Source organism: Bifidobacterium minimum (assembly GCF_000741645.1).
Taxonomy (GTDB): Bacteria; Actinomycetota; Actinomycetes; order Actinomycetales; family Bifidobacteriaceae; genus Bifidobacterium; species Bifidobacterium minimum.
The window spans coordinates 355,212-377,831 of sequence record NZ_JGZD01000009.1 but is presented as its reverse complement, the minus strand read 5'-3'; the positions used below and the strand labels follow the sequence as shown (position 1 = coordinate 377,831).

17 protein-coding genes and 1 tRNA gene are annotated in these 22,620 nt (G+C 62.9%); 8 read left to right on the top strand and 10 right to left on the bottom strand.

Going from position 1 to position 22,620, the window contains the following annotated elements:
- Positions 1-71 precede the first annotated feature (71 nt).
- Positions 72-2,258, bottom strand: coding sequence for an LTA synthase family protein (locus BMIN_RS05360; RefSeq protein ID WP_238565643.1), 2,187 nt, complete (start codon positions 2,256-2,258; stop codon positions 72-74).
- A gap of 266 nt (positions 2,259-2,524) precedes the next feature.
- On the opposite strand from BMIN_RS05360, the gene BMIN_RS05355 reads away from it, so the two are divergent.
- Positions 2,525-3,901 carry an alpha/beta hydrolase gene (locus BMIN_RS05355; RefSeq protein WP_022860457.1) on the top strand — a complete coding sequence of 459 codons (1,377 nt, stop codon included), beginning with the start codon at positions 2,525-2,527 and terminating at the stop codon, positions 3,899-3,901.
- A gap of 204 nt (positions 3,902-4,105) precedes the next feature.
- Positions 4,106-6,781, top strand: coding sequence for a bifunctional lysylphosphatidylglycerol flippase/synthetase MprF (locus BMIN_RS05350; RefSeq protein ID WP_022860456.1), 2,676 nt, complete (start codon positions 4,106-4,108; stop codon positions 6,779-6,781).
- A gap of 14 nt (positions 6,782-6,795) precedes the next feature.
- Here the strand turns inward: BMIN_RS05350 and BMIN_RS05345 are convergent, their stop codons facing one another.
- The 3 genes from BMIN_RS05345 to purE form a co-directional block, all read right to left on the bottom strand.
- Positions 6,796-7,248 (bottom strand): Fur family transcriptional regulator, encoded by a 453-nt coding sequence (locus BMIN_RS05345; protein WP_051126226.1) that lies wholly within the window; start codon positions 7,246-7,248, stop codon positions 6,796-6,798.
- Positions 7,249-7,322: 74 nt separating this feature from the next.
- A complete protein-coding gene (gene purK / locus BMIN_RS05340; RefSeq protein ID WP_022860454.1) occupies positions 7,323-8,501 on the bottom strand; it encodes a 5-(carboxyamino)imidazole ribonucleotide synthase in 1,179 nt (392 codons plus the stop codon).
- Positions 8,485-8,982 carry a 5-(carboxyamino)imidazole ribonucleotide mutase gene (gene purE / locus BMIN_RS05335; protein ID WP_022860453.1) on the bottom strand — a complete coding sequence of 166 codons (498 nt, stop codon included), beginning with the start codon at positions 8,980-8,982 and terminating at the stop codon, positions 8,485-8,487. The genes purK and purE overlap by 17 nt, the downstream gene beginning before the upstream one ends.
- Before the next feature lie 231 nt (positions 8,983-9,213).
- Between purE and BMIN_RS05330 the strand changes: the two genes are divergently transcribed.
- A complete protein-coding gene (locus tag BMIN_RS05330; protein ID WP_026647276.1) occupies positions 9,214-11,169 on the top strand; it encodes a 1-deoxy-D-xylulose-5-phosphate synthase in 1,956 nt (651 codons plus the stop codon).
- Between the two features lie 221 nt (positions 11,170-11,390).
- Here the strand turns inward: BMIN_RS05330 and BMIN_RS05325 are convergent, their stop codons facing one another.
- Positions 11,391-11,804, bottom strand: coding sequence for a YhbY family RNA-binding protein (locus BMIN_RS05325; RefSeq protein WP_420796714.1), 414 nt, complete (start codon positions 11,802-11,804; stop codon positions 11,391-11,393).
- Between the two features lie 148 nt (positions 11,805-11,952).
- On the opposite strand from BMIN_RS05325, the gene BMIN_RS05320 reads away from it, so the two are divergent.
- The 4 genes from BMIN_RS05320 (at position 11,953) to BMIN_RS05305 (ending at position 14,202) form a co-directional block, all read left to right on the top strand.
- Positions 11,953-12,029, top strand: a tRNA-Arg gene (locus BMIN_RS05320).
- Between the two features lie 69 nt (positions 12,030-12,098).
- Positions 12,099-12,509 (top strand): helix-turn-helix domain-containing protein, encoded by a 411-nt coding sequence (locus BMIN_RS05315; RefSeq protein WP_022861937.1) that lies wholly within the window; start codon positions 12,099-12,101, stop codon positions 12,507-12,509.
- Positions 12,496-12,924, top strand: coding sequence for an ImmA/IrrE family metallo-endopeptidase (locus tag BMIN_RS05310; RefSeq protein WP_022861938.1), 429 nt, complete (start codon positions 12,496-12,498; stop codon positions 12,922-12,924). Before BMIN_RS05315 ends, BMIN_RS05310 begins: the two co-directional genes overlap by 14 nt.
- Positions 12,925-13,359: 435 nt before the next feature.
- A complete protein-coding gene (locus BMIN_RS05305; RefSeq protein WP_022861939.1) occupies positions 13,360-14,202 on the top strand; it encodes a GIY-YIG nuclease family protein in 843 nt (280 codons plus the stop codon).
- A gap of 87 nt (positions 14,203-14,289) precedes the next feature.
- Here the strand turns inward: BMIN_RS05305 and BMIN_RS08590 are convergent, their stop codons facing one another.
- Complete coding sequence (locus BMIN_RS08590; protein WP_152595210.1) at positions 14,290-14,892, bottom strand: hypothetical protein; 603 nt, start codon at positions 14,890-14,892, stop codon at positions 14,290-14,292.
- A gap of 590 nt (positions 14,893-15,482) precedes the next feature.
- Between BMIN_RS08590 and BMIN_RS05290 the strand changes: the two genes are divergently transcribed.
- Positions 15,483-16,778, top strand: coding sequence for an ATP-binding protein (locus tag BMIN_RS05290; protein ID WP_022861533.1), 1,296 nt, complete (start codon positions 15,483-15,485; stop codon positions 16,776-16,778).
- Positions 16,779-16,884: 106 nt separating this feature from the next.
- On the opposite strand, the gene dnaG is transcribed toward BMIN_RS05290, so the two are convergent.
- The 4 genes from dnaG to alr all read right to left on the bottom strand — a co-directional run bounded on the left by dnaG (position 16,885) and on the right by alr (position 22,567).
- Complete coding sequence (gene dnaG / locus BMIN_RS05285; protein WP_022861534.1) at positions 16,885-18,933, bottom strand: DNA primase; 2,049 nt, start codon at positions 18,931-18,933, stop codon at positions 16,885-16,887.
- Positions 18,934-19,051: 118 nt separating this feature from the next.
- Complete coding sequence (locus tag BMIN_RS05280) at positions 19,052-20,323, bottom strand: deoxyguanosinetriphosphate triphosphohydrolase (protein WP_026647553.1); 1,272 nt, start codon at positions 20,321-20,323, stop codon at positions 19,052-19,054.
- Between the two features lie 227 nt (positions 20,324-20,550).
- On the bottom strand, positions 20,551-21,009 hold the full coding sequence (locus tag BMIN_RS05275) for an Ohr family peroxiredoxin (RefSeq protein WP_026647554.1): 459 nt from the start codon (positions 21,007-21,009) through the stop codon (positions 20,551-20,553).
- Between the two features lie 184 nt (positions 21,010-21,193).
- On the bottom strand, positions 21,194-22,567 hold the full coding sequence (alr, locus tag BMIN_RS05270) for an alanine racemase (protein ID WP_022861537.1): 1,374 nt from the start codon (positions 22,565-22,567) through the stop codon (positions 21,194-21,196).
- Between the last annotated feature and the right edge of the window lie 53 nt (positions 22,568-22,620).

The following is a 22,620-nucleotide window of genomic DNA, read 5'->3' as shown; positions in this document are numbered from 1 at the left end:
ATCGGTCCGACCAGGCTCTATCTCCGACCAGGCCGTATCTCCGTCTCCGCTCTATCTCCGACCGGACCGGATCATGGCACGGTCATGAAATCGGTGGAGCGAAGGTATCCCTTCCCCGCCGTGATGTCGTATTGGATGAGCTTGTAGTCCTCGAGGAGCTTCTTCGTGGCGGCGTCGAAATCCTCGCTTGACAGCGGCTCGCCCTTCTGATTGAGATAGAGCGACTGGCCTTCGGGGATCCTCGTCCATCCCTGGATCTTGTTCACCACAGGCGGCTCCATGGCCGCAATCTTCTCATGCAGGGTGGTGAGGAACGCCAGATACGGCGACACCTTGGCGTTCATATGCTCGGCGGTCTGGGGCATGAAGAAGTTCGGAGACGAATACGCGGCGTCGTCGTCCTTGACCCCGCTGCTTGAGGACGCCTTGTTGGACCAGATGAAGTAGTCGGTCAGATGCAGGGCAAGCGAATTCGCGCTGTTCTCGCCGGCGGTGGAATAGATTCCGGGAAGATGGTCGCCATAGAACACCACGGTGACCGGCTTGTCGAGCTTATCCAGCTCGTCGAGGAATTCCTTCGTCGCCTTCGAGGTGATGCTCGCGCCTTTGGCGTAGGTGTCGATCGACGTGGTCTCGTCATCCCCCAGCGGGGCGTTCGCATCCGTGCTCGACGCCGAGAACTCGTTGTTCTCGTACCAGTCGTGGTACGGCATATGGTTCTGCATCGTGATGATCTGGACGAACTGGTTCTTGGACGTCGCCGAGATCGTCGACAACGCGCTGCGATACGCGGACTCGTCGGACACATAGGGGGAGGTCCCCAGCTTGTCGGTGTACTTGATCCGCGGCTCCCCGAGTGTGTAGAACTTCGAGAATCCGAACTTCTGATAGTTGCTCTCGCGGGAATACATCGACGGCTCATAGGGGTGGAACGCCACGGAGTTGGACGACGCCCCCCAGATTCTGTTGAAGGTCGGAGTCCACGACTCCGACGGCACCAACTGCTGATACGGGCTGGTCAGGGATGCCGCGAAGTTCGCCATGCTCAGACCGGTCAGGCCCATGTACTCCAGATTCGCCGTTCCCCCGCCATATCCCGACGAGAGCATCAGCCCGCTGGTCGTCTCGCTTTTGATCTTCTTGATCTCGGGTATAACCTCACGGTTCATGGTGAGGCCGGGAACACGGGCGGGGTCGGAGAACGATTCGGACAGGACGAAAACCACCGTGCTCTTCGACAGATCGGTTTTCCGCGACTTGTTGATCGTCGCGGCACTTTTGGAGTACGTGGCCGCGATCCTCTTCATGGTCGCCTCGCTGTATCCCGTGGGCTCGCCCATGATCTTGGGGTTGAGCTGGCGCAGGAAGGACACGACGACGCCGTTGCGCTGCGCGTCATACACCGAATCCCACATCGAGGGAACGTCCCCCATGGCCGTCGAGAAGTTCTTCGCCCAGGAGTCGACGGTGCCGACGGCCGCCGTATGCGCGCCAAGAAGCAGGGCGGGAACGACGATGAGGAGAATCCTGAGGACGGCGCCCAGAGCGGCGTTGCGGCATCTGATCATTCGTCCATGGCGCGCGTCGACCTTCGACAGCACCACCGACGCGACGACCACCACGGCGAAAGCCGCCACGGCCAGCGCGATAATCAGTCCGGCCCCCGACGGCATGAAGCTGATGAGGTTGCCCGTGTCGGATCCCAGAAAGTTGAAATCGGCCGGCATGATGGCCTCGTAGCGGATCTGGACCTTGAAGCGTTCGACCACGCCGATGATCATCGCCATGGCCAGAATAATCGGCGACGCCACCCAGAATCTGTTGGTGATCATCAGCACGATCAGATAGGGGACCGCGACGACGATCATGTTGAGGAGGAAGACGAAGTTGAGGTCGGTCCACATCTTCGACACCATGCCCCAGAATCCGACGATCGGACTCGACAGATCGGCGGTGGAGCTCGACTGCGTCACGCCCCACTGCATAATCGCGATGCACAGCGTCTCGACCAGAAGGAACAGAACGGCATACGACCACGCGGGGAACGGACGGCGCGCCCTCGACAGTCGAGGATGCCCCCGACGCCCGCCGCGTCCGCCATGGTCATCCGCGGCGGCAGGTCGCATGGATGATGGGAACGACACGGACGACGCAGGCGACAGGGACGATGCGGGCTCCCCGCCGTCATCATCACGCGACGATTCGTCCTGACCGTCCTGACCGATGTCTGACGATGAGGCTTCCCCCCGCATGGCCATCGGGTCGGCGTCCGTCTCCCCACTCACGATGTTCTCGTCGTTCGCCACATCCGCCATAAAACCATTCCTATCCACGCCGTCACGGACAATCCACGCCCGGTCGACCGTGCACCATGGCGCTCGGGCATATCTGTCGATAATACGCCCGAGCTCTGAACCCCTCCACGGTATGACGGCGGAATCCAAGTTCATCCGCTCGAACGATGTCCGCCACCCGAGCCGACGCGTAACATCGCAGCCGGAATTCGGGAACGGGAGGTCGTGGGATGAACGTGGTCATGAATATCCGCCTCCTTGAGGGATGGCTCCCCTCGCTGCTTGCCGCGCTGCTGCTGGCCGGTCTGTCGTCTCTGATCGTCCTCCCCCGGCGCCGCCCGGGGACCGGATCCCATGCCGTCGCCTCACCCGTTCTCGTCATGGTGGCGGCCGGAGCGGCGGGATACGCCCTGGTCTGGTTCCTGTCCGACGTCGTCATGGCCTTCGGGGTCAGTGTGGGATGGATGGTGATGACGGTCGTCGCCGCAGCGTTCTCCCTGGTGGCGTTCCTCATCGTGATGGTCGTCCGCTCATCCTCGGCGCGCCGGATCACCGCGATCGTCCTCATCCCCCTCACCATCGTGGTCTGCGCCACCAGCGTCAACATGGTCTACGGTGAATACACCACCGTGGGCTCGATCATCGGTCAGGACCCTTATCCACCCCTTTCCGACGTCACCCTGAAACGCCCGGTCATGTCCGTACGGCGATGGCGGTCTCTGGCCTCGCGCGGGGACATCGCCACGGATCTTCCCTCCCACGGCATCGTCCGGACGACGGATATCCCCGCAACGCGATCCGGTTTCGCGGCACGATCCGCGACCGTCTATCTTCCCCCCGCCGCCTTGTCGTCGACGCCTCCCCGTCTGCCCGTGATGGTGCTGATGTCGGGACAGCCGGGAAGCCCCACGCGACTCATGTCCGCCGGCGACATCCCCGCCATCATGGATGAATACGCGGCCCGGCATCATGGTCTGGCCCCCATCGTGGTCTCCCCCGATCAGAACGGCTCCTTCGAGCACAATTCCCTATGCGCCGACACGTCGGTCTATGGCAGGGCGGAGACGTATCTGGTCAAGGACGTGCCGCGATGGATCAAGAGCACGCTTCCGGCGTCCTCGGACGCGAGCCAGTGGCTTATCGGCGGATTCTCGCAGGGAGGAACCTGCAGCGTGCAGCTCGGTCCCCCGCACCCCGAGCTGTTCGGCTCGATTTTCGCGGCGGCCACGGAATTCGAACCCACCAACGGCTCACGCTCGAAGACGATCGCGAAGTTCTTCGACGGCGACGCCGAATCCTACGACGCCCACATCCCCACGACGATCATCGCCCGCCACTCCCCTTCCTCGCAGACCCTGATGATGATCGCGGGGGAATGGGACAAGGACGCCCAGGACAATCAGCGCCGCATCGCCGCCGTCGCCCGCTCCGCGGGGATGCGCGTCACCGTCATGGTCAGCCGAGCATCGGGACATGACTGGCACACCGTCCGCAACGGTCTGGCCCCCGTCCTGGAGTCGTTCGGGGCGCGCACCGGTCTGGGCAAGGCCACGACATCCATCCGGAGCGACCCGAGAATCGTCCTTGTCCCGGGATTCGGCCAATGACCACCACGTCCCCCCGCGCCCCCGATGCGCACGAAACCGTCCCGTCCCCCGCATGGAAGCCCTGAAACGTGCCGATCCACGCAGACGCCGCCAGCAACCCTTCGTGGGTATCCACCGTCGGACACCCACCGTCGGACACCCACGCTCGGACATCCACCGTCGAGCATCAACCTTTGAGCATCAACAGGAAAGAAGGCCGATCCAATGTCAGGGATCCACGTCGACGGAACGAAGGCATCCGCTCCGGCAGACCGTCATCCATCTCGTGGCGAGCGCCGCGAACCGGATGGTCGCGTCCGCGGGGTACGGGCGCTGGGAGGCGACGCCATCGCGTGGGTCCGCTCCCATCCGGTGGCGTTGGTCGCGGCCACGCTTGTCCTTGTGGCCAACATCATCAGGATCGGCATCCGCATCGTCCATCATGAGCATGTATGGTCGCAGTCCATCTACGGGCGGCTTTCGCTCCTCTTCCCCCACGGATGGGACACGATCGGATCACTCCGCCATCATCCCCTCATCCCCTCCGACAAAGGGGATATGACGCAGCTGCTCCATATGGCATCCTCCATCGTGCTCGTTCGCAGTCTGTCGGCTCTGATCATCGGCGTGGTCGCGCTCTTCGTCGTTCTGGCGTTGGCCGAGACCCGTCTGGGCGCGGCGCGGACCATCGTCGTCTCTCTGGCGTCTACCATCATCGGCATCGCACTTGGTCTGGGACTGTCCATTCTGGTGTCCGATCATGTGACCTTCGGCAACTGGATGAGGGAGATGCCCGTGCGGTTCTCCCCCATCATCCTGGCCGCCGGCCCCCTCATGGCATCGGCATACCGCGCCCCCCTGCTGCATCGCCGCAGAATCCTGACCATCGGCTACACCGCGATCTTCTCCACCCTGCTCTTCGCGGGGAATCCCTCCGACTACTGTCTGCTGGCCACAGCCGTCATCGGACAGATATGGGGCATCGTGTCGTCGCGCAATCTGGTCCCGGCCATCTCCTGGAGCCGCGGCACGGACCATGAGATCCGCCGTCTTCTCTCATATCTGCAACTGGCCCTGGCCCTGGGCCCGCTTGTCGCCATGACCTCGCAATCCCATGCCGGGGCACTGACCCGTCTGGGGCTTCTTCTCTCAACCGATGACGGTACGTCGATGCTTGACCAGTGTCTCTCCAGCCAGACCGCTCGAAGCTGCGCGACCATGATCGGTCTTCGCCATACCGCCACCGCCGGCATGTGGATGCGTCTCCTTCTGCCAATGGCCGTGATGGTGGTCATCGCGTGGGGCATACACCGGGGACGGAGACTGGCCGCCGTACTAGGCGTCATCGCCAACTCCAGTCTGGCGTTTTTCGCCGCGCTGTATTATCTGACTCCGCTGGGCGTTGACGACCATCTACCGAGATCCGCGGGAACGATAGCCATGTCGCTCCTCACCACCGTCATCCCCACGCTGTTCATCGCCGTCACGACCGCACTGAGCATGAGGCGCTTCACCATCGCCACCAATCCAGGCAAGGCCCGCATGGGCGGCGCCATCGTGGCCGTCTCGGTCCTCGCCATGTGCCTCGCATTCTCCCTGTACGCGATGGCGTTCCCCTCGTCCTTCACTCCTCCGGCGAGCCCGGGACTCATCCTTCTCGCCATGGCCCATCTCGTCCTTCCGCTCAACCTTGACGGATTGTTCCATTCCGCTCTGCTGCCGACGACGCCTCTGGCGAGCGGCGTCACGCAGGTCGTTGGTCTCATTCCGTGGGCGGCGCTCCTCGCCGTGCTCCTCTGGCTGCTCAACGACGTTGCCCGCGCGGACGAGGACAGCCGCGTGCTGGCCGACGCGCTGATCATGCGCGGAGGGAACTCCATGGGATTCATGACCACGTGGGAGGGGAACCGGTACTGGATCTCACCGTCCGGCAGATCGGCCATCGCCTACCGAGTCCTCCACTCGATCGCCCTGACCGTCACCGGACCCATCGGGGACCTCACGGAGCGGGAGGACTGCGTGCGTGGATTCATGCGATTCTGCTCCGACCACTCGTGGACGCCCGCGTTCTACGCCGTCCACGATGACGAACGTGCGGTGATGGAGAACGAGGGATGCTCGGCGATCCGCATAGGGACGGAGATGGTCGTCATCCCCGCCGACTGGCAGACGCGGGGAAAGAAATGGCAGGACATCCGCACGGCCATCAACAAAGCCGGGAAAACCGGCATCACGGACATGATGACGACCTTCGACGCGGCGCCGGATTCCATTCGGCATCAGATCATCGACATCTCGGAGCAGTGGGCGGAGATGAAGTCCCTTCCCGAGATGCATTTCACGCTCGGCGGCGTCGACGAGCTCATGGATCCGCGCGTCATGCTTCTGGTCGCCGTCGATGCGGAAGGAACCGTTCAGGGCGTGACGAGCTGGCTGCCGACCTACCGTGACGGGAACGTCGTGGGCTGGACGCTCGATTTCATGAGGCACCGACCCGACAGCCCCAATGGGATCATGGAGTTCCTCATCGCGAGGATGGCTGAGCGTCTGCGCGATCAGGGCGAGGCCGATCCCGCCAACGCGGTAGGATTCATGAGCCTTTCGACGGCTCCTCTGGCGGGACTCAATCCGGGCGACGGATCCGGATCGCACAACGCGGACATCATCACCCACGCGCTGACCATGGTGTCGGACATGCTGGAACCGGCATACGGATTCAAATCCCTGTATGCCTTCAAGCACAAGTTCCATCCCCTCGCGGATCCCGTGTATGTGTGCATGCCGGACAACGCGAAGATGCCGGCGCTCGCTCTGGCGGTCACAGAGGCCTACGTCCCCTCGATGGACGCCTCGCAGATCATCCATGTGGCCAGAACCCTGGTGAAACCATCCACGGCCTGACGGTGACCGGCCCGTCAGATGTCGGACGACCGCGTCGTGTCACTTCCGGCACCGACCTCGCCGTCCTGCGCGTCCGCCAGGCATTCGCTGCACAGTCCGAATACCTCCATCGTGTGCGACGTCACGGTGAACCCGTGGCGCCGGGCGACCGAGGCGAACCATTCGTTGTCCGGCGGCTCGATCTCGAAGGTTTTGCCGCATCGTTCGCACACCAGATGATGGTGGTGCCGGCCGCCGTCCTCGCATACACGGAACATCTGGCGCTCGTTAAGCCTGATGGTGTCGGCCAGGCCCGATTCGGCGAGGGAATTGAGCTGTCGGTACACCGTCGACAATCCTATCGACGTTCCCGAGACCTCAAGCAGACGGTGGAGCCCCTGCGCCGACACGAAGTCATCGCACTGACGCAACTGGTCCAGAACGGCCTTGCGCTGCCAGGTGTGACGGGATGGACCGCTGCGAGCCAGAGCCGCGGAATCGGCCGTGACGACGTCGGCGGAATCGACGGACGTGCCATCCCCGCGCGCGGCATCCTCCCGACTCATGGCTCGCCCTCCAGATCGCTCCAGCAGCCGGTGGCGTCCAACGCCCGCGCCTCGGCCACGGGATCGTCGGTCAGCACGGTGATGTGTCCCATCTTGCGGTTCCTGACGACGCGCGCCTTGCCGTAATCGTGCACGCTCCACTCCGGGTGCCGGGGCGCAAACGCCCGCGTGGCCGCGACATGCTGGCCGAGGACGTTGACCATAACGGCCGGGCTGAGAAGACGCGGCTGCGGCAACGGGCCGCCCGTGATGCCACGGACGTGGGCGTCGAATTGGTCGATGGAGCACGCCTCGATCGTGTAATGACCCGAATTATGCGGACGCGGAGCCAGCTCGTTGACGATGAGACGATCATCGCGCGTGACGAAAAGCTCGATCGCCAGAGTCCCGGCCAGTTCGAATCCTCCCGCCAGCCTCATGGCGAGGTCACGGGCGGAGTCGGCCACTGCGGCATCCACCGCGGCGGGCGCAAGCGTCATATGCAGGATGTTGTTGCGGTGCTCATTGCGCACGATGGGGAAGGTGACGAAATGCGCCCCGTCCCCGCTGACGAGAATGGACGCCTCGAAGGCGAAGTCAACGAAGCCCTCCAGGATGCAGGGAGGAAGGGGATGCTCCGCGTCCACGCCCCGCACCACGTCCTCCGTGTCGTCCCGGCCATGCAGAACGCGCTGCCCATGGCCGTCGTATCCGCCGGACCGCGTTTTGAGGACGCAGGGGTATCCTATCTCCTCCACGGCCCGGCGCAGGCCATCGACGCCATCGACCTGACGCCAGCGCGCGGTTTCGATGCCATGGTCGTTGATGAACCTCTTCTCGCTGACGCGGTTCTGGGTCACTCGCAGCAGATCGGTCCCCTGGGGAATGGCGACGATATCCCGGACGTCGTCAAGCGCCGCGGCGTCCACGTTCTCGAACTCGTATGTCAGGACATCGCTGCGCCGTGCCAGCTCGCGGATCGCGGCATGATCGTCGTAATTCGCCGTCACCTGAAAGTCGGCGACCTGGGCCGCCGGGCAATCGGGGGTGGGGTCAAGCACGCCGATGCGCCATCCATGGTATCGGGCGGACAACGCCATCATCCGCCCAAGCTGCCCGCCACCGACGATGCCGATGGTGCCGCCGGGAAGAAGATGGTCGATCCGACCGTGGGTCTCCTCAGACAAGCTTGGCATTGGACCGCTCCACCTCCTTCCTGAGCTGTTCACGATAATCGTCCAACGCGTCGGCGAGGGCGGAATCGTTGATCGACAGGATCTCGACCGCCAGCAGACCGGCGTTCGTGGCTCCGGAATTGCCGACGGCGGTGGTGGCAACGGGGACCCCGCCGGGCATCTGCACTATGGACAGCAGCGAGTCCCACCCGGACAGGGCATGCGAGCGCACCGGGACGCCGATAACGGGCAGTGTCGTCTGGGCGGCGATCATTCCGGGGAGATGGGCGGCGCCGCCGGCTCCGGCGATGATCACCTTGAGGCCCCGGCCACGTGCGCCATGGGCGAAATCAGCCATGAGGTCAGGCGTCCGATGGGCGGACACCACCTGCTTGGCATAAGGAACACCGAACCGATCGAGAATCTCGCAGGCGTGCCTCATGGTCTCCCAATCACTGGCGGATCCCATCACCACCGCGATCTCGGGTAAGTCAACGGACATTATGAACCTCCCTCATCGAACCATCCCCACTCTACGCAGCGCAGCCGAAAAACGGCCCGCGAAGCCCCCTTCACATTCCGGTTCGCGTTCCGGCATCCTCTACGGCCGCCGACCTGCGCGCGCCACGGTAATACGAAGATGTTGGGAATGTCGCACCGCATACCCTCCCATCCACGCGAATTCGCGTAATATGCCCCGGTGGGAACAGTCGAAAGGGGAATTCGCATGAGGATCACCAGCGGACCATTGGACCATATCCGCTGTCCCCGCGACGTACACGATCTCAACGATGATCAGATCCGCCCGCTCTGCGCGCAGATACGGGCCTCACTGGTGGAGTTCGGCAAGCGCCACGGCGGCCACGTCGGCTCGAACCTCGCGGTCGTCGAACTGACCGTCGCCCTCCACCGCGTGTTCGACTCGCCCCGGGACGCCATCATCTTCGACGTCTCTCACCAGAGCTACACGCACAAGATGCTCACGGGCAGGGCCGCCGCCTTCCTCGATCCACGGCACTACGACCAGGTGACGGGATTCACCAACCCCGCGGAAAGCGAGCACGACATGTTCGCCCTGGGCCACACGGGGACCTCCATCTCGCTCGCCTGCGGAATGGCGAAGGCGCGTGACATGGGGGCCGTCCCCGACGGCGGCGCGGGATCGGGCAGCATCATCGCGGTCATCGGCGACGGCGCGCTCAGCTCCGGCGTGGCGCTCGAGGGTCTGAGCGACGCGGCCGAGCAGGGCGGCAATCTCATCGTCATCGTCAACGACAACGAGATGTCGATAGCCGAGAACCATGGAGGACTGTATCGGGGATTGGCACGGCTGCGTGAGAGCGACGGCAGGGCGGAGCCGAACATCTTCACCGCTCTGGGCATGGACTACCGATACGTCGAGAAGGGGAACGACGTCGACGTCCTCATCGAGGAGCTGACGAGGATACGCGACATCGATCATCCGATCGTCCTCCACATCCATACGACCAAGGGACTGGGACTCGACGAGGAGGACGCGCGCCACGGAGTGGTCCCGGGACGTCACGAGTTCAACCATTGGCAGAACCCGTTCTGCGACGAGGATGCGCCCGTCGGTTCACGCAAGACGTACGGTGCGCTGGCGATGGCCCAGCTGGAAAGGCGATTCCCCGACGAACCCGGTCTAGTGGTCATTTCACCGGCCACCGCACGGTCGAACGGCATCACGCCCGGATTCCGGGCCCGGGCCGGAGCCCATTACGTCGACACGGCGATATGCGAGGACCACGCGGCCGCATACGCCGCGGGAATAGCGAAAGCGGGGGGAACGCCCGTTCTCGCGACGAGCGCGACGTTCTTCCAACGCGCCTACGACCAGATCATCGAGGAGCTCGCGCTTAACGGCCTTCCCGCCACCCTTCTGGTGTTCGCCGCAGGCATCTCCGGCACGGACCACACGCATTCCGGATCGCTCGACACGGCCATGCTCGCCACGATTCCCGCGATGAGCTACCTCGCGCCATCCAGCTCGACGGATTTTCTGGAGATGCTCGACTGGTCAACACGCTCCCGCGCCCACGGGACGGTGGCCATCCGGGTTCCCGGCGAACGGATCCTCGCCTATGAGCGCGGCGTGGGCGACGGGACCGGCGCTGGAGAGACCGACGCTGAAGATAGGCGCGGCGTGGACGAGGTCACCATGGAAACGGCGTCACTCCGCGGTGCCGGGGATTCCATTCCGGTCGACGAAGCCACGCGGGAGAATCCATACGGCCGATACCGCATCGACCGTCAGGGCTCTCAGGTGGCGCTGATGGGGCTGGGCGACATGTACCCCGTAGCCCTCGAAACGGCGCGATCCCTGGAGAGGCTCACCGGGGGCGCGGTCCGTCCGACGGTTGTCGATCCACGCCAGTGCTCCGGCATCGACGCCGGCACGCTTGACGGTCTTGCCGCCACGCACCGCCTCGTCGTGACTCTGGAGGACGGGCAGGTCGACGGAGGCTGGGGAGAAAGAATCGCGTCATACGTGACGAGCATGGACCGCCCCGGCTCCCATGGTCCCCACGACGCGCAGCCCCAAGTGATATGTCTAGGGGCGGGGAAGGAATTCACCAACCGCATTCCCCTGCCCGATCTCGAACGGCGCTATGGTCTGACGCCGGATGCCGTGGCCCGCCGCGTGGTGAAGGCGCTGTCCCTCGGGTAAGCCCGAGGCGAGCGCGGGGCGAGCACGGGGTGAGCGCAGGGCGATCCCAGGATGAGCGCGAGATAAGCGCGATGACCCCGGGGCGAGCGCGGGATGAAGTGAGCGCGATCGGACACCGCCGCGATCCCGCCACGATCCTGCACGGTCCCGTTATGATCTCGATTGGATCATGCCACAATCGGCATGCACCATCCGAGCACGCCACTGACCGGCATCGCGGCCTATCGGCGCGGCGATCGCGAGGATCCCACCCGTCCGGAGCCACGGGATCCAGGATTCGTCCGCGTCCTGCCCGCTCCACCCGCGGATTTCGCACCGGTTTTGGCATCGTCGGGAAGAGCGCGAAACAGCACGAAGCGCTTCCCGATCATCTGAACAATCTCGGCCCCGACCCTTCCCGCGACCTCCTCGCCTGTCTCCCGCGCGTCGGTGGGGCATCCATCCTGCACCGCGCATTTGATGAGCTCGCGTGAATCCAAGGTCTCAGAAACCTGATCCACCACCGCGTCCGTGACGCCGTTGCGACCGATCCACACAACGGGATCCATCGTCTGCGCCTGCGACCTGAGCGCCGCCATCATCTTCTTGTCCATCACTTCTCCGTTTTCCTCATAAGGCCCGTCACCGACCGTCACCGCCCGCATCCATCGGGGCGCCTCCATCGGGGTGCGGGCTTCCCCGGAGCGTCTCCCCGGCCATAACCCCATCAACGATAGCCGACCGAGCGCAAACCACACCACGACACACGTCCACCGCACTGGTAGAATGTGTTTTCGTTGTCTTGGCCCCGTAGCTCAGTTGGATAGAGCAACTGACTTCTAATCTGTAGGTCGCCGGTTCGAATCCGGCCGGGGTCACCACGGAACGGCGGAATACCAACGAAAACATCCGTATGGATATCATGCGGATGCCGCACGTGTGCCGCACGGATGTCCGGGAATGTCCGGGAATGGTCGGGTAGAATCAGGACCATGGCACGCCAGAACAACGCCGGATTCACCGACCAGGTGATACAAACAATCGAAAACGCACGCTTAGATGCCGGTATAACGGTCGCGGAACTTATTCTCCGATCAGGCATCACACGAAGGACATACTTCAGAAAAATGCGCGGCGACACGGAGTTTACGACGAGTGACATTGATGCCATCGCGAGGGCGCTTGGTGTGGATCCGTTCCTGATATTGCGCAAGGCCGCCGAAACCAGCGATGGGCTCACGGAGGATGAGAAGTTCGCCGAGGCGATGCGCGACGCGATGAACGATCCCATGGCGTTGGCGGCATTGCGCAGCGCGGACAAGCATAAGAGAGGAGACAAGCCCGCGGATGACGGCGCGTGACCTCACTCCGATAAGGGGATTGAGCTACGGGGACATGCGGCGGTTCGCCGATTCCCTGGGCGTCGCCGTGTGCAGCAGGAGCCTTCCGGGCGAACTGGAGGGCTTCTACCACGCTCCGACGAACCTCATCGTCATCGACAGGAGCATGGATTACACGATGAAGCGTTGCACGCTCACCCACGAGTTGGTCCACTGGTCCCATGGGGATTCCACATGCGTTCCGGTGATTCACACGAGAATCGAGAACCGCACGCGGCGTGAGACCGCGACGCTGCTGGTCTCACCGACCGATTACGCGCTGGCAGAGACCATGTACGAGGGCGACGTGGCCCTCATTGCGCTGGAACTGGATGTGACCGAACAGGTGGTGAAGGACTACCAGCGACTGGTTATACCACGTCTAACGCACGTATAGTGCAAATTTACATACTTCGTACTATATTTTTCTTGGGCGACGAAGTCCGGCAAAGGATAAAACGAAGGGTGTCCATAATGCAATGTCCCAAATGCGGTAGTGAATCAGTAAGCATCTAGCTCGTGCAGGATGCCATGACCACCAAAAAGAAAAGCAGAAGCGGTCTGAGGGCGCTCGGAAGAGCAACGATGGTTGTCAGCACGGGTGGACTTTGGGCTCTCACGGGGCATGGCCAGGGGAAGAATAGAACCAAGATCACATCTCACAAGGAGGCTCTCTGCCAGGACTGCGGATACGACTGGAAGGTATAATCTACTAATAGATAGCCTCGCTTCGGCGGGGCTTTTTCATATTTCGTGCTCGACAGACGACAATACGTGTGAGCTCATACGGTGTTATGATTCCCTCAGCATCGTTGCTGGGAGGAAGAGAAGAATGACGCAGAATGCCATATTGCTCAATCAGCTGTTAAATCTTAGCCAACAAGAGCTTGAGCATACCAAAATCAGATTTAATCTGAACAATGGGCACGTAGACCCAATAGAAGTGTTCAAAACAAATCCTGAAGAAGTGAACACGAACTGGCTTCTATGGAGAGAGAAAAACAACCGTTTCCACGTCGGGGACATTGTGATCTCGCTAGTCCGAATCTCCAATGATCATTATCTCTTCACTGCCGTGAAGACCATCACAAAAGACCTTGGCGTGCATAATGGTGTCGCATATGATGCAGATGAACGACTTGAAAGTTCAAACTTTGATGGACGCGTGATTGTTAATTTCCACAAGGATTTCCGAGCCTCCGTAACGGAAGCGTTAAAAGTGATTGACTCGCTGGAAGTGACGGAAGTCCTTCCTGATTTATTCAACGATAATCACTTCCCCGGCTACGACAATGTCCGGCTCTCATACAGTCAGTTAGGAAATATTATTCATAGCCAATTATTTGATTGGAATTCCGCTTTGGAAAATCAGAAGGCGGTCTATCTTATAACAGACAAGAAGTCAGGAAAACTGTATGTCGGTTCTGCGACAGCTGAAAGAGGCATGCTGCTTAAGCGGTGGAGAACTTACATCAAGAATGGTCATGGCGGAGATGTTGCACTCAAACAGCTAGTCAACGAAAAAGGGTTTGACTACGTCAAGAGTTATTTCCAGTATTCAATACTCGAAAATTACAATGCAAGAGTCGATGACGCCATCGTTCTGGCACGCGAATCCTGGTGGAAGCTTACTTTAGGATCTCGTGCAGAAGAACTTGGATACAACAGAAACTAACTAATCAGCCTCGCTTGTGCCGGGCTTTCTCATATACGAAAAAGCCCGGCACAAGGCCGGGGTCATGTACCCTATAAGGACATCCGGTTATTCGGAGTCGTCTCCCCTGCCATTTGCCGAATCCTTGTCACCCTTGATTGATCTGATGATTTGAGCTGCAGAAGTCAGGAAGCCGGCACCGCCGCTCACCCACGCAGGAAACGCGTATCCCTTTGCCACGCAAAACGCGCATATGCCCCAAGGAAGGACAATGGCCAGTATGGCGACCACTGGAACCGAAAAAGCCTCGCTTTTAGAGAGCCTTTCCGCAATACGAATATTCGCATCTTGTTGTTTTTCCGCCATTGTCATCATCCGATCGGGGAATGACGGGTCAATCTCGGCATACCGTTTCATTTCCTTCGCTGCTGGTACTGGCCCCGAATAATGCTCAGCTATATGCCTCTCGATTACCGCTACCTGATGAGGGTTCAGCTCTTCTTTGCCACCTGCGTGTCCATTTGCTCCTGAATCAATTGCCCCACCTGCGCCCACGAATACCCCACGGTCGTAGTTTTCGTCAGACGATTCGTTGTTTTCCTGAGGCTTCGGGGATTCGCCTCCAACGTCATGTCCAATCCCCGAATGATTCCCCGTGACATTCTCCTGATTTTCGTTGCCATCGGAATCACTTCCTTCATTTTGACTCATACTGATACTAATAGCACATCATCACATGCTATGACGTCACTCAATGATAGCCATGCCAACCTGCCAATCACCCGAGAGCGATTCCTTCCCTAGCCCGCTTCGGCGGGGCTTTCCCATGCCCGCGTCAGTTTGTCCGTGAATGTCCGGGAATCCGGCTGAGAAACGCTCCACGCCGCCGGTCCGGTCATGGCGTCGAGTCTACTCCCGCAACGGATAAAGGCATTTCGGTCGATCCCTCCCATCCCTCGGATGCTACGAACTTCTAATCTGTAGGTCGCCGGTTCGAATCCGGCCGGGGTCACCACGGAACGGCGGAATACCAACGAAAACATCCGTATGGATATCATGCGGATGGCATACGGCGTCCGCACAGATGTTGCACGATGTCGCCAGAAGCATACCCAAACAGACCGAAACGTACGTCCATATCACCCAAGAACGTCGCCGAAGCGCGGGCCCCACGACGGCGCGATGACGGCGGGCGGCGGACGGACGAAGCGAGGCGGACGGGGACGTCCGTTCACTCTCTGCGATGAAATGCGCTGATATGCGATGAATTGCGTGTCTCAAGCTGCCGTTACCATACAGCCATGGTGAACGACGAAGAAACCATCAGCAGGAACCACGGGACTCCCCGTTTCTCCTATCTTCGCCGCTCGGCGCGCAGACGCGGACTGACATGGAATGATAAGACCCGACGGCGCCTTCATCTTCAGGACGACTCCGATGCCGCCACCCGCACGGGGTTGCTCCTCTCCGACGACTGCCCGTTCACGACCATCATCGTTCTTTTCGAAGGGGACGACGCCTCCTCTCCACGGCGGCGCCTCATATGCCGCGGCTCTCTTCTGCGGCAGCTCGACGATTCCCTCTCAACTCTTTTGAACTCCGATGCCGCCGCACCAGAAGCCGGAACCCTCGTCGCCACAGCGGACGGAGACGATTCCGCGTCCCCCGATGCGACCACCTCCGCAGACGCAACCACCTCCGCAGACGCAACTGCAGCAGGCGCGTCGGCAGCCGGCGCCGCGGCCGCCACCGGAGAACCCTGGCCCGCCCGAGCGGTTCGCGAGAGCGTTGTCAACGCCTACGCGCACCGCGACTACGCACTCAAGGGGCCCACCGTCATCCACCGATTCCCCCATCGTCTTGAGGTGATTTCTCTGGGAGGGCTGGTTTGCGGAATCCACACCGACGACGTTCTCAATGGCGTTTGCCTGCCGCGCAATCCGGATCTTGCCGACGCCTTCGAGGTTCTTGGTCTGAGCGAGAACGCGGGGCTAGGGATCCAACGCATCATGGAGGCCTATGACGACAGCGCCACAAGCCCACAGCTCCGCGTCGCGTCCGCATCGGTGGCGATGGTGCTTCCCCTCCGCACCGCATGGCCGGAAGGAACAGAGGGAGGCCGCGACGACGGTGAACCCGCCCGCGGCGATTCCACCCCGAACGGCACCGGCCACGCGAGCGCCCGTCCACGCACCGCCAAACGGTACGCGTTCCCTCCCCCTGACGCGAACGGATGGAACGGCACCGGCACCGGCACGGCCTGCGGAGAGGACATCCCATATCCCGACGCGACGAGGGCCATCGGAGGCGGAGGCCCCACCGTCGTCATGCTGGGACGCGTCATACCGGGACGCTCGAATCGCACACGTCGCGCCGACATCACCCCACGTGCATGCCCCTCCCTGACGATGGAGCCTCTTGAGGAGATGACACTGCGGCTTCTGTCGGACAGCGGGACCACACTCAGTCGCTCCCAGATACAGACGACCCTCGGACTGACCAAGAACCAGACCGCCCATGTTCTGCGGTCCCTGAAACGCGACGGGAAAATCGCCATGCACGGACGCTCACGCGCCGCCCGATACTCCATGGTCTAGAACTCCGCCGCCATCGCCGTCACCGCACCTCACGTCACCGCGCATGACCGCGAGTGACACATCACGGCATGACGCATCACGGGTGCGACGCACACGGCATGACGCATCACACCGCGTTTCCGAACACCTGATCACGCAGATCGCGCCGCGCCTTCTCCAGACCGGCAATATCCCCCAGCAATGCGATCCCCTGCGGGCTGTCCGGCCCAAGCTGAGCCATCCGCCTTTTCGCCGCGCCGATCCTACGCATATACCCCAAGTCGATGAGTCTCACCAGAAGCTCTGCCGCATACCTGACCTCGTCCTGCGTGGGGCCGGAATCCGCATGCGCATCGGCTCCCCCGCCGGTCGAAGGCGCGGGAAGAGGCAACGGCATCACGGCCAGCTCGTCGACGACGCTCTGGAGCAGCGGGCCGGCGGCCTTGGATATCTCGTGCATCCACAGTCCCTGCGTCACCTCCTTGCCCGGCAATCCTCCGGCGGCAGCGATGGCCTGGAACAGCGAGCGGAACACCGGGGTGATGAAATTCATCAGGGTCAGCTGCGCGAACGAGGCCGGATCGATCGCCGCCGGCTGCTGCACCACCATGGCCATGAACTGCTGCTCGCAGATGAAAACCGCGTCGTCGATGCGGTGATAGGACTGCTGGGCGGCATCCTGACGCTGTATCCTTCCGCGTCTGACCATCTCCGCCCGGCCATCCTCGCCGGCGCGCGACGACGAGGGCATGGGATCGCGTCGCCGGGGCGTCGAATAGGCGTCGTCCGGCACGATGTGCATCCCGCGGCGGGCGGAGGACACCTCGCCGCGCATGAGGTCCAGATCCACGCCGATGCGCCTGGTGGCCTTGCGGGTGTATATGTCCAGCAACGACTTGTCGCGGATCTGCGCGATCAACGGCGCCACGGCCTTCACGGCGCCCATCTGGCCGGTCGTGTAGCTCATGTCGAAACGTTCGATGGCCGCGTCGATGACGAAGTCGTACAGGGGCTTGGCGTTCGTCACCAGCGAGCGCACGGCCTCGTCGCCATGCCGAATCCGCAGGTCGCAGGGATCGAGGTTGTCCTGCGCCACCGCGACGAAGGTCTGGGACAGGAACGCCGAATCCAGACCGAAGGCGTGGACCGCGGCCTTCTGTCCGGCGGCGTCGCCGTCGAAGGTGAAGACGATTCGGGAGCTGAGCTGCTGCCCCGCGACCTTGCGTGGTCCCACCAGCTGGACCGCGCCCAGGGAGTCGTCGGATATCAGGCGCCGCACGATCTTCGCGTGCTCCGCGCCGAAAGCCGTCCCGCATGTGGCCACGGCGGTGTCGATTCCGGCGAGATGGCAGGCCATGACGTCCGTGTACCCCTCGACGATGACGGCCTGCCTCTTGGCGACTATGGCCTTCTTGGCCAGATCCAGACCGTAGAGGACCTGCGTCTTGCGGTACAGGGCGGTGTCCGGGGTGTTGATGTACTTCGCCTCGATCGCGTCATCGTCATACAGCCGCCGCGCCCCGAATCCCAGAGTTCTGCCCGTGGAGTCCCTGATCGGCCATGTCACGCGGCCGCGGAAGTAATCGTAGATTCCCCTCTGACCCTGCCTCGCCAGTCCCGCATCGAGCATCTCCTTGTGGGTGAAGCCCTTCTCGGCGAGGTACCGCACCAGATTGTCCCAGCCGCGCGGCGCGTATCCACATCCGAAGTACGCGTAGTCCCTGGCGGAAAAGTTCCTGCCGGACAGCATCGCGCGGGCGGCCTCGGCGTCCTGTCCCGAAAGCTGGTCGAGGAAGAAGCGCTGCGCCTCCTCATTGGCGTCCAGAAGCCGCGTGCGCTTCGACCCCTGCCTCTCCTGCCGCCCCTCGCCCTGGGCGTAGTGCAGTTCGATGTGGCAGCGGTCGGCGAGAAGCTCGACGGCCTCGCGGAAGTCCACGTTCTCGCGTTGCTGGACGTACGCGAAGACGTCCCCTCCCAGACCGCATCCGAAACAGTGCCATACGCCGAGCGACGGTCGCACGTTGAAGCTGGGCGTCTTCTCGTCATGGAACGGGCACAACCCCACGAAGGTTCCCGTTCCCGACGATTTGAGAGTCACGGAGGATGACACTATGTCGTAGAGGTCCGCCGCGGCGCGCACCTTCTCCACATCCTGCTTATCGATCATCCCGGCCATAGGCACCCACACTAGCGCAGTGGCCGGAAGCCGCGGTCATCAGCCGAAGACGCGATCGACCGAAGACGCGCGGGACCGGAGATCGGCACGAACCGACGGATCAGCACAGACCGGCGAATCAACACAGAATGGAGTGCAGCGTCATGGCCGACCCGTCGGTCAGGCTCGCCACCTGATCCACCGCCACACGCAGACGCTCGCGATCGTTGGAGGCCTCCCGCCAGTCGTCGAGGAAAACCGGCTCCAGCGCATCGCTGGGACGGGGTGAATCGGCCATCATGACGTCCACAAGATCGGCCACGATCCTCTGCTCCTGATCGTGGAGAGGCTCCCGCTCCCTGGGCTCCATGACGAAATAGGCGGCGATTCCCTTCAGCGCGACGATCTCATACGACGTGGAGCGCGGGATGACCACGCGCGCCCCGTAACGCGTCAGGCGGCCCTGCCCGTAGGCGTCTCGCGTGGCACGCTCGACCGAAACCGCGAAACGTCCGATGAGTCCGCTCGTGACGTTCTTCAACTGGGCCAAGGCGCGCCGGGACCCGTCGAAATGCTCGGGGAACGCGCCCCCACGACGCAGACGCAGAAGTGCCTCGACGAGCAGATCGGCATCCCATGCGCGCCCGTACCACCGTCGCGTCACGTCGACGACGGCGTCCAGAACCGCGGAGTCACGCAGGGCCAGAGGATTGAACGCGTTGGTGGCGATGGCGTCCTCGACGTCATGGACGCTGTAGGCGATGTCGTCGGACAGATCCATCACCTGGCACTCCATCGGAGTGACGTCGGCGGGAGCGCCCTGCTTGAGCCACCGGAAAACCTCCATATCGTCGGGATACACGCAGAACTTCGCGCTGCGCTCGCCCTTGGGATGACGGGGGGCCTCCTGCAGCGTCCATGGATATTTCACCGTGGCGTCCAGAGTGGCCCGGGTGAGATTCACGCCGACGGACCGACCGTCATCGGTCATGACCTTCGGCTCAAGCCGGGTGAGGATGCGCAGGGTCTGCGCGTTGCCTTCGAAGCCGCCGATGTCCCGGGCGATGTCGGCGAGGACGCGTTCCCCGTTGTGCCCGAAGGGGGGATGCCCCAGATCGTGCGCAAGGCACGCGCAATCGACGACGTCGGGATCGCATCCCAGCATGGATCCTATCTGGCGGCCGATCTGCGCCACCTCAAGAGTGTGGGTCAGGCGCGTGCGGGCGAAGTCGTCGGTCCCCGCCACAAGAATCTGGCTTTTGGCGCCCAGCCGTCTCAGCGCGGATGAATGGATCAGCCTCGCACGGTCCCTCTGGAAGGCGGTCCGTGAACGGGATTTGGGGGGTTCGGGCGCCCATCTCTCCTCGTCGCGCTCGGAATATCCCGCGGACGTCTCCTCGCGCGGCGTCATGGACGCCACTGTCGACGGCACACCGACGGACTGACGGGCCAAGGCGTCGACCGTCCTCGCGATGAGCTTCGTCGCACCGGCGTCCGTTGTGCCGGCATCCGTTGTGACGACGTCTGCCACGCCGGCATCCGCCGCAGCATCATGTGGTTCGTTTCCCGACATACGCCCCCGCTACCCCCATGGATGGATAGCCGCCCGCCATATGCGTTCGGCCAAGGGATCCGACCTCAGTCCAGCGAGTCAACGACCTCGACCCGCGTCGGGACGTTTCCCGCCGTCGCCTTGGAATACGGGCACAGCTCCTGGGTGCGGTCGACGAGCCTGACGGCCAGGTCCCTGTCGACGTCCGGCAGGTACACCTCGATCAGCGCGCTGATCCCGAAGGATTCCCCCTCGTCGCCCAACGAGATGTGCGTGCGGACCCTGCTGGTGGCGAGCCTGGTCGCGGCGACGCGCATCTCCTTCGCCGCCAGAGCGAGGGCGCCCTGGAAGCATGCACCCCATCCGATGGCGAAAAGCTGTTCGGGATTGGTGCCTTCGCCCTTTCCTCCCATGGCGACCGGGGTGTCGAGGTCGAGCGACATGTCGGGCTCGTGGCTGACGGCATGGCCGTTGCGTCCGCCGGTGACCTGCGCCGTCGCGGTGTACGCGATGCTTGTGGGCTCATGGCCCTGATATGTAGTCATGCCCCCATACCACCACTCATGGCCCCGCGACGCAAGCGTGTTCGCGGTGGGCATGCGTGGGACGGCCGTATGCCGACGTCCGCCATGACACGCGGACGTCCGCCACGGTCCACCAGCGCCCGCTAGCCCACTAGCGCCCACTAGCCCACTAGCGCCCACTAGCCCACTAGCGCCCACTGGCCCACTACAGCAGGGAGGCCTCGTCCAGCATCGCCATGTCACGGGCGTCGACGACCTCGTACGCATGCTCGTACAGGCGCGGGATGCGATTGCTCAGGCAGGTGAACACCGTGTAGCTGATGGTGTCCCCCGCCCGAGCCCAGTCGTCGGCGGTCGGCTCTCCGAAGTCCTCTCCACGGCCCGGCCCGAACAATTCGACGGTGTCTCCCTCATGCACGTTCAACTCACCGGCATCGCCATGCAGATCGATGATGAACTGATCCATGCACACGCGCCCCGACACGTGGCAGATCCTCGGACCCGACGCGGTCCGGACACGGACCGGCCCTCCCGGCTTGTCGACGTGGCGCGCCCCCTGCATGTCGAAGCCCGATGCCGCCCTGTTGATTCCATCGGCGTACCCGATCGGGACGATCGCAGTGGTGGTGTCGTCCGGCGTCAGATACGTGCGCCCATACGAGATGCCATGACCGGCCTCGACTCTTTTGACGGTCGACAGCTGCGCCTGCAGCCTCATGGCGGGCCGCAGTCCGTACGACGACGGCCGCCCCATCGAGGGATCGGGCTCATACCCATACAGTCCTATGCCAGGCCGCGTGAGCTCGAAGCGGATGTCGGGACGCGACATGGTGGCCGCGGTGTTGGCGAGATGACGGATGACGGGCCTCATGCCGGCCTGGGCCATCCTCCGGGTGAACTCATGGAAGGACGCTATCTGCCGATCCGTGGAGGCGACGAACTCGGGGACGTCGGGGCTGTCCGCCACGGCAAGATGACTCCACTGGCCGACGACGTCGACAAGCCCCTCATCCACCAGTGGACGCAGACGGCGAAGCGCCTCGTCAAAGATCTCCGGCGTGAAGCCGTTACGTCCGAATCCGGTGTCGACCTTGACATGGACGCGCGCACGGCGTCCGATCCTGCGGGCGGCGGCCCCCACGGCGTCGATGCCATCCAATGACCCGACGGAGACGTCGATGTCGTGGACGATGAGATCGTCAAAGGGAACCCGGTGACCGTTGTATACCCACGTGAGGATGCGGCATCGGTCCGGCCCGATCCCGGCACGGCGCAGCAGAAGGGCCTCGTGGGCCTGCGCCGTTCCCAGCCAGGTCGCGCCGCCCGCGAGCGCGGCGAGCGCGGAGGGGATGAGGCCATGCCCGTACGCGTCGGCTTTGACCACTCCCATCACCGCCGCGCGGCCGCCGTCATCGCGGACGCACATCTCGACCAGTCGACGCATATTGTCGCGCATCGCGCGAAGATCGACGATGGCCTGCCCGGGATAGGACCGCAGGGCCTCATCGTAATGCTCCCGCCCCTGCGGGGAGGAGAAATCCGGCTCGATACGCGTTGGTGATGCACTGTCAGATGCCATGCGTCCATTGTCTCGCGTCTATATGACGGCCACTTCGCGGCGTTGCGGGCGAC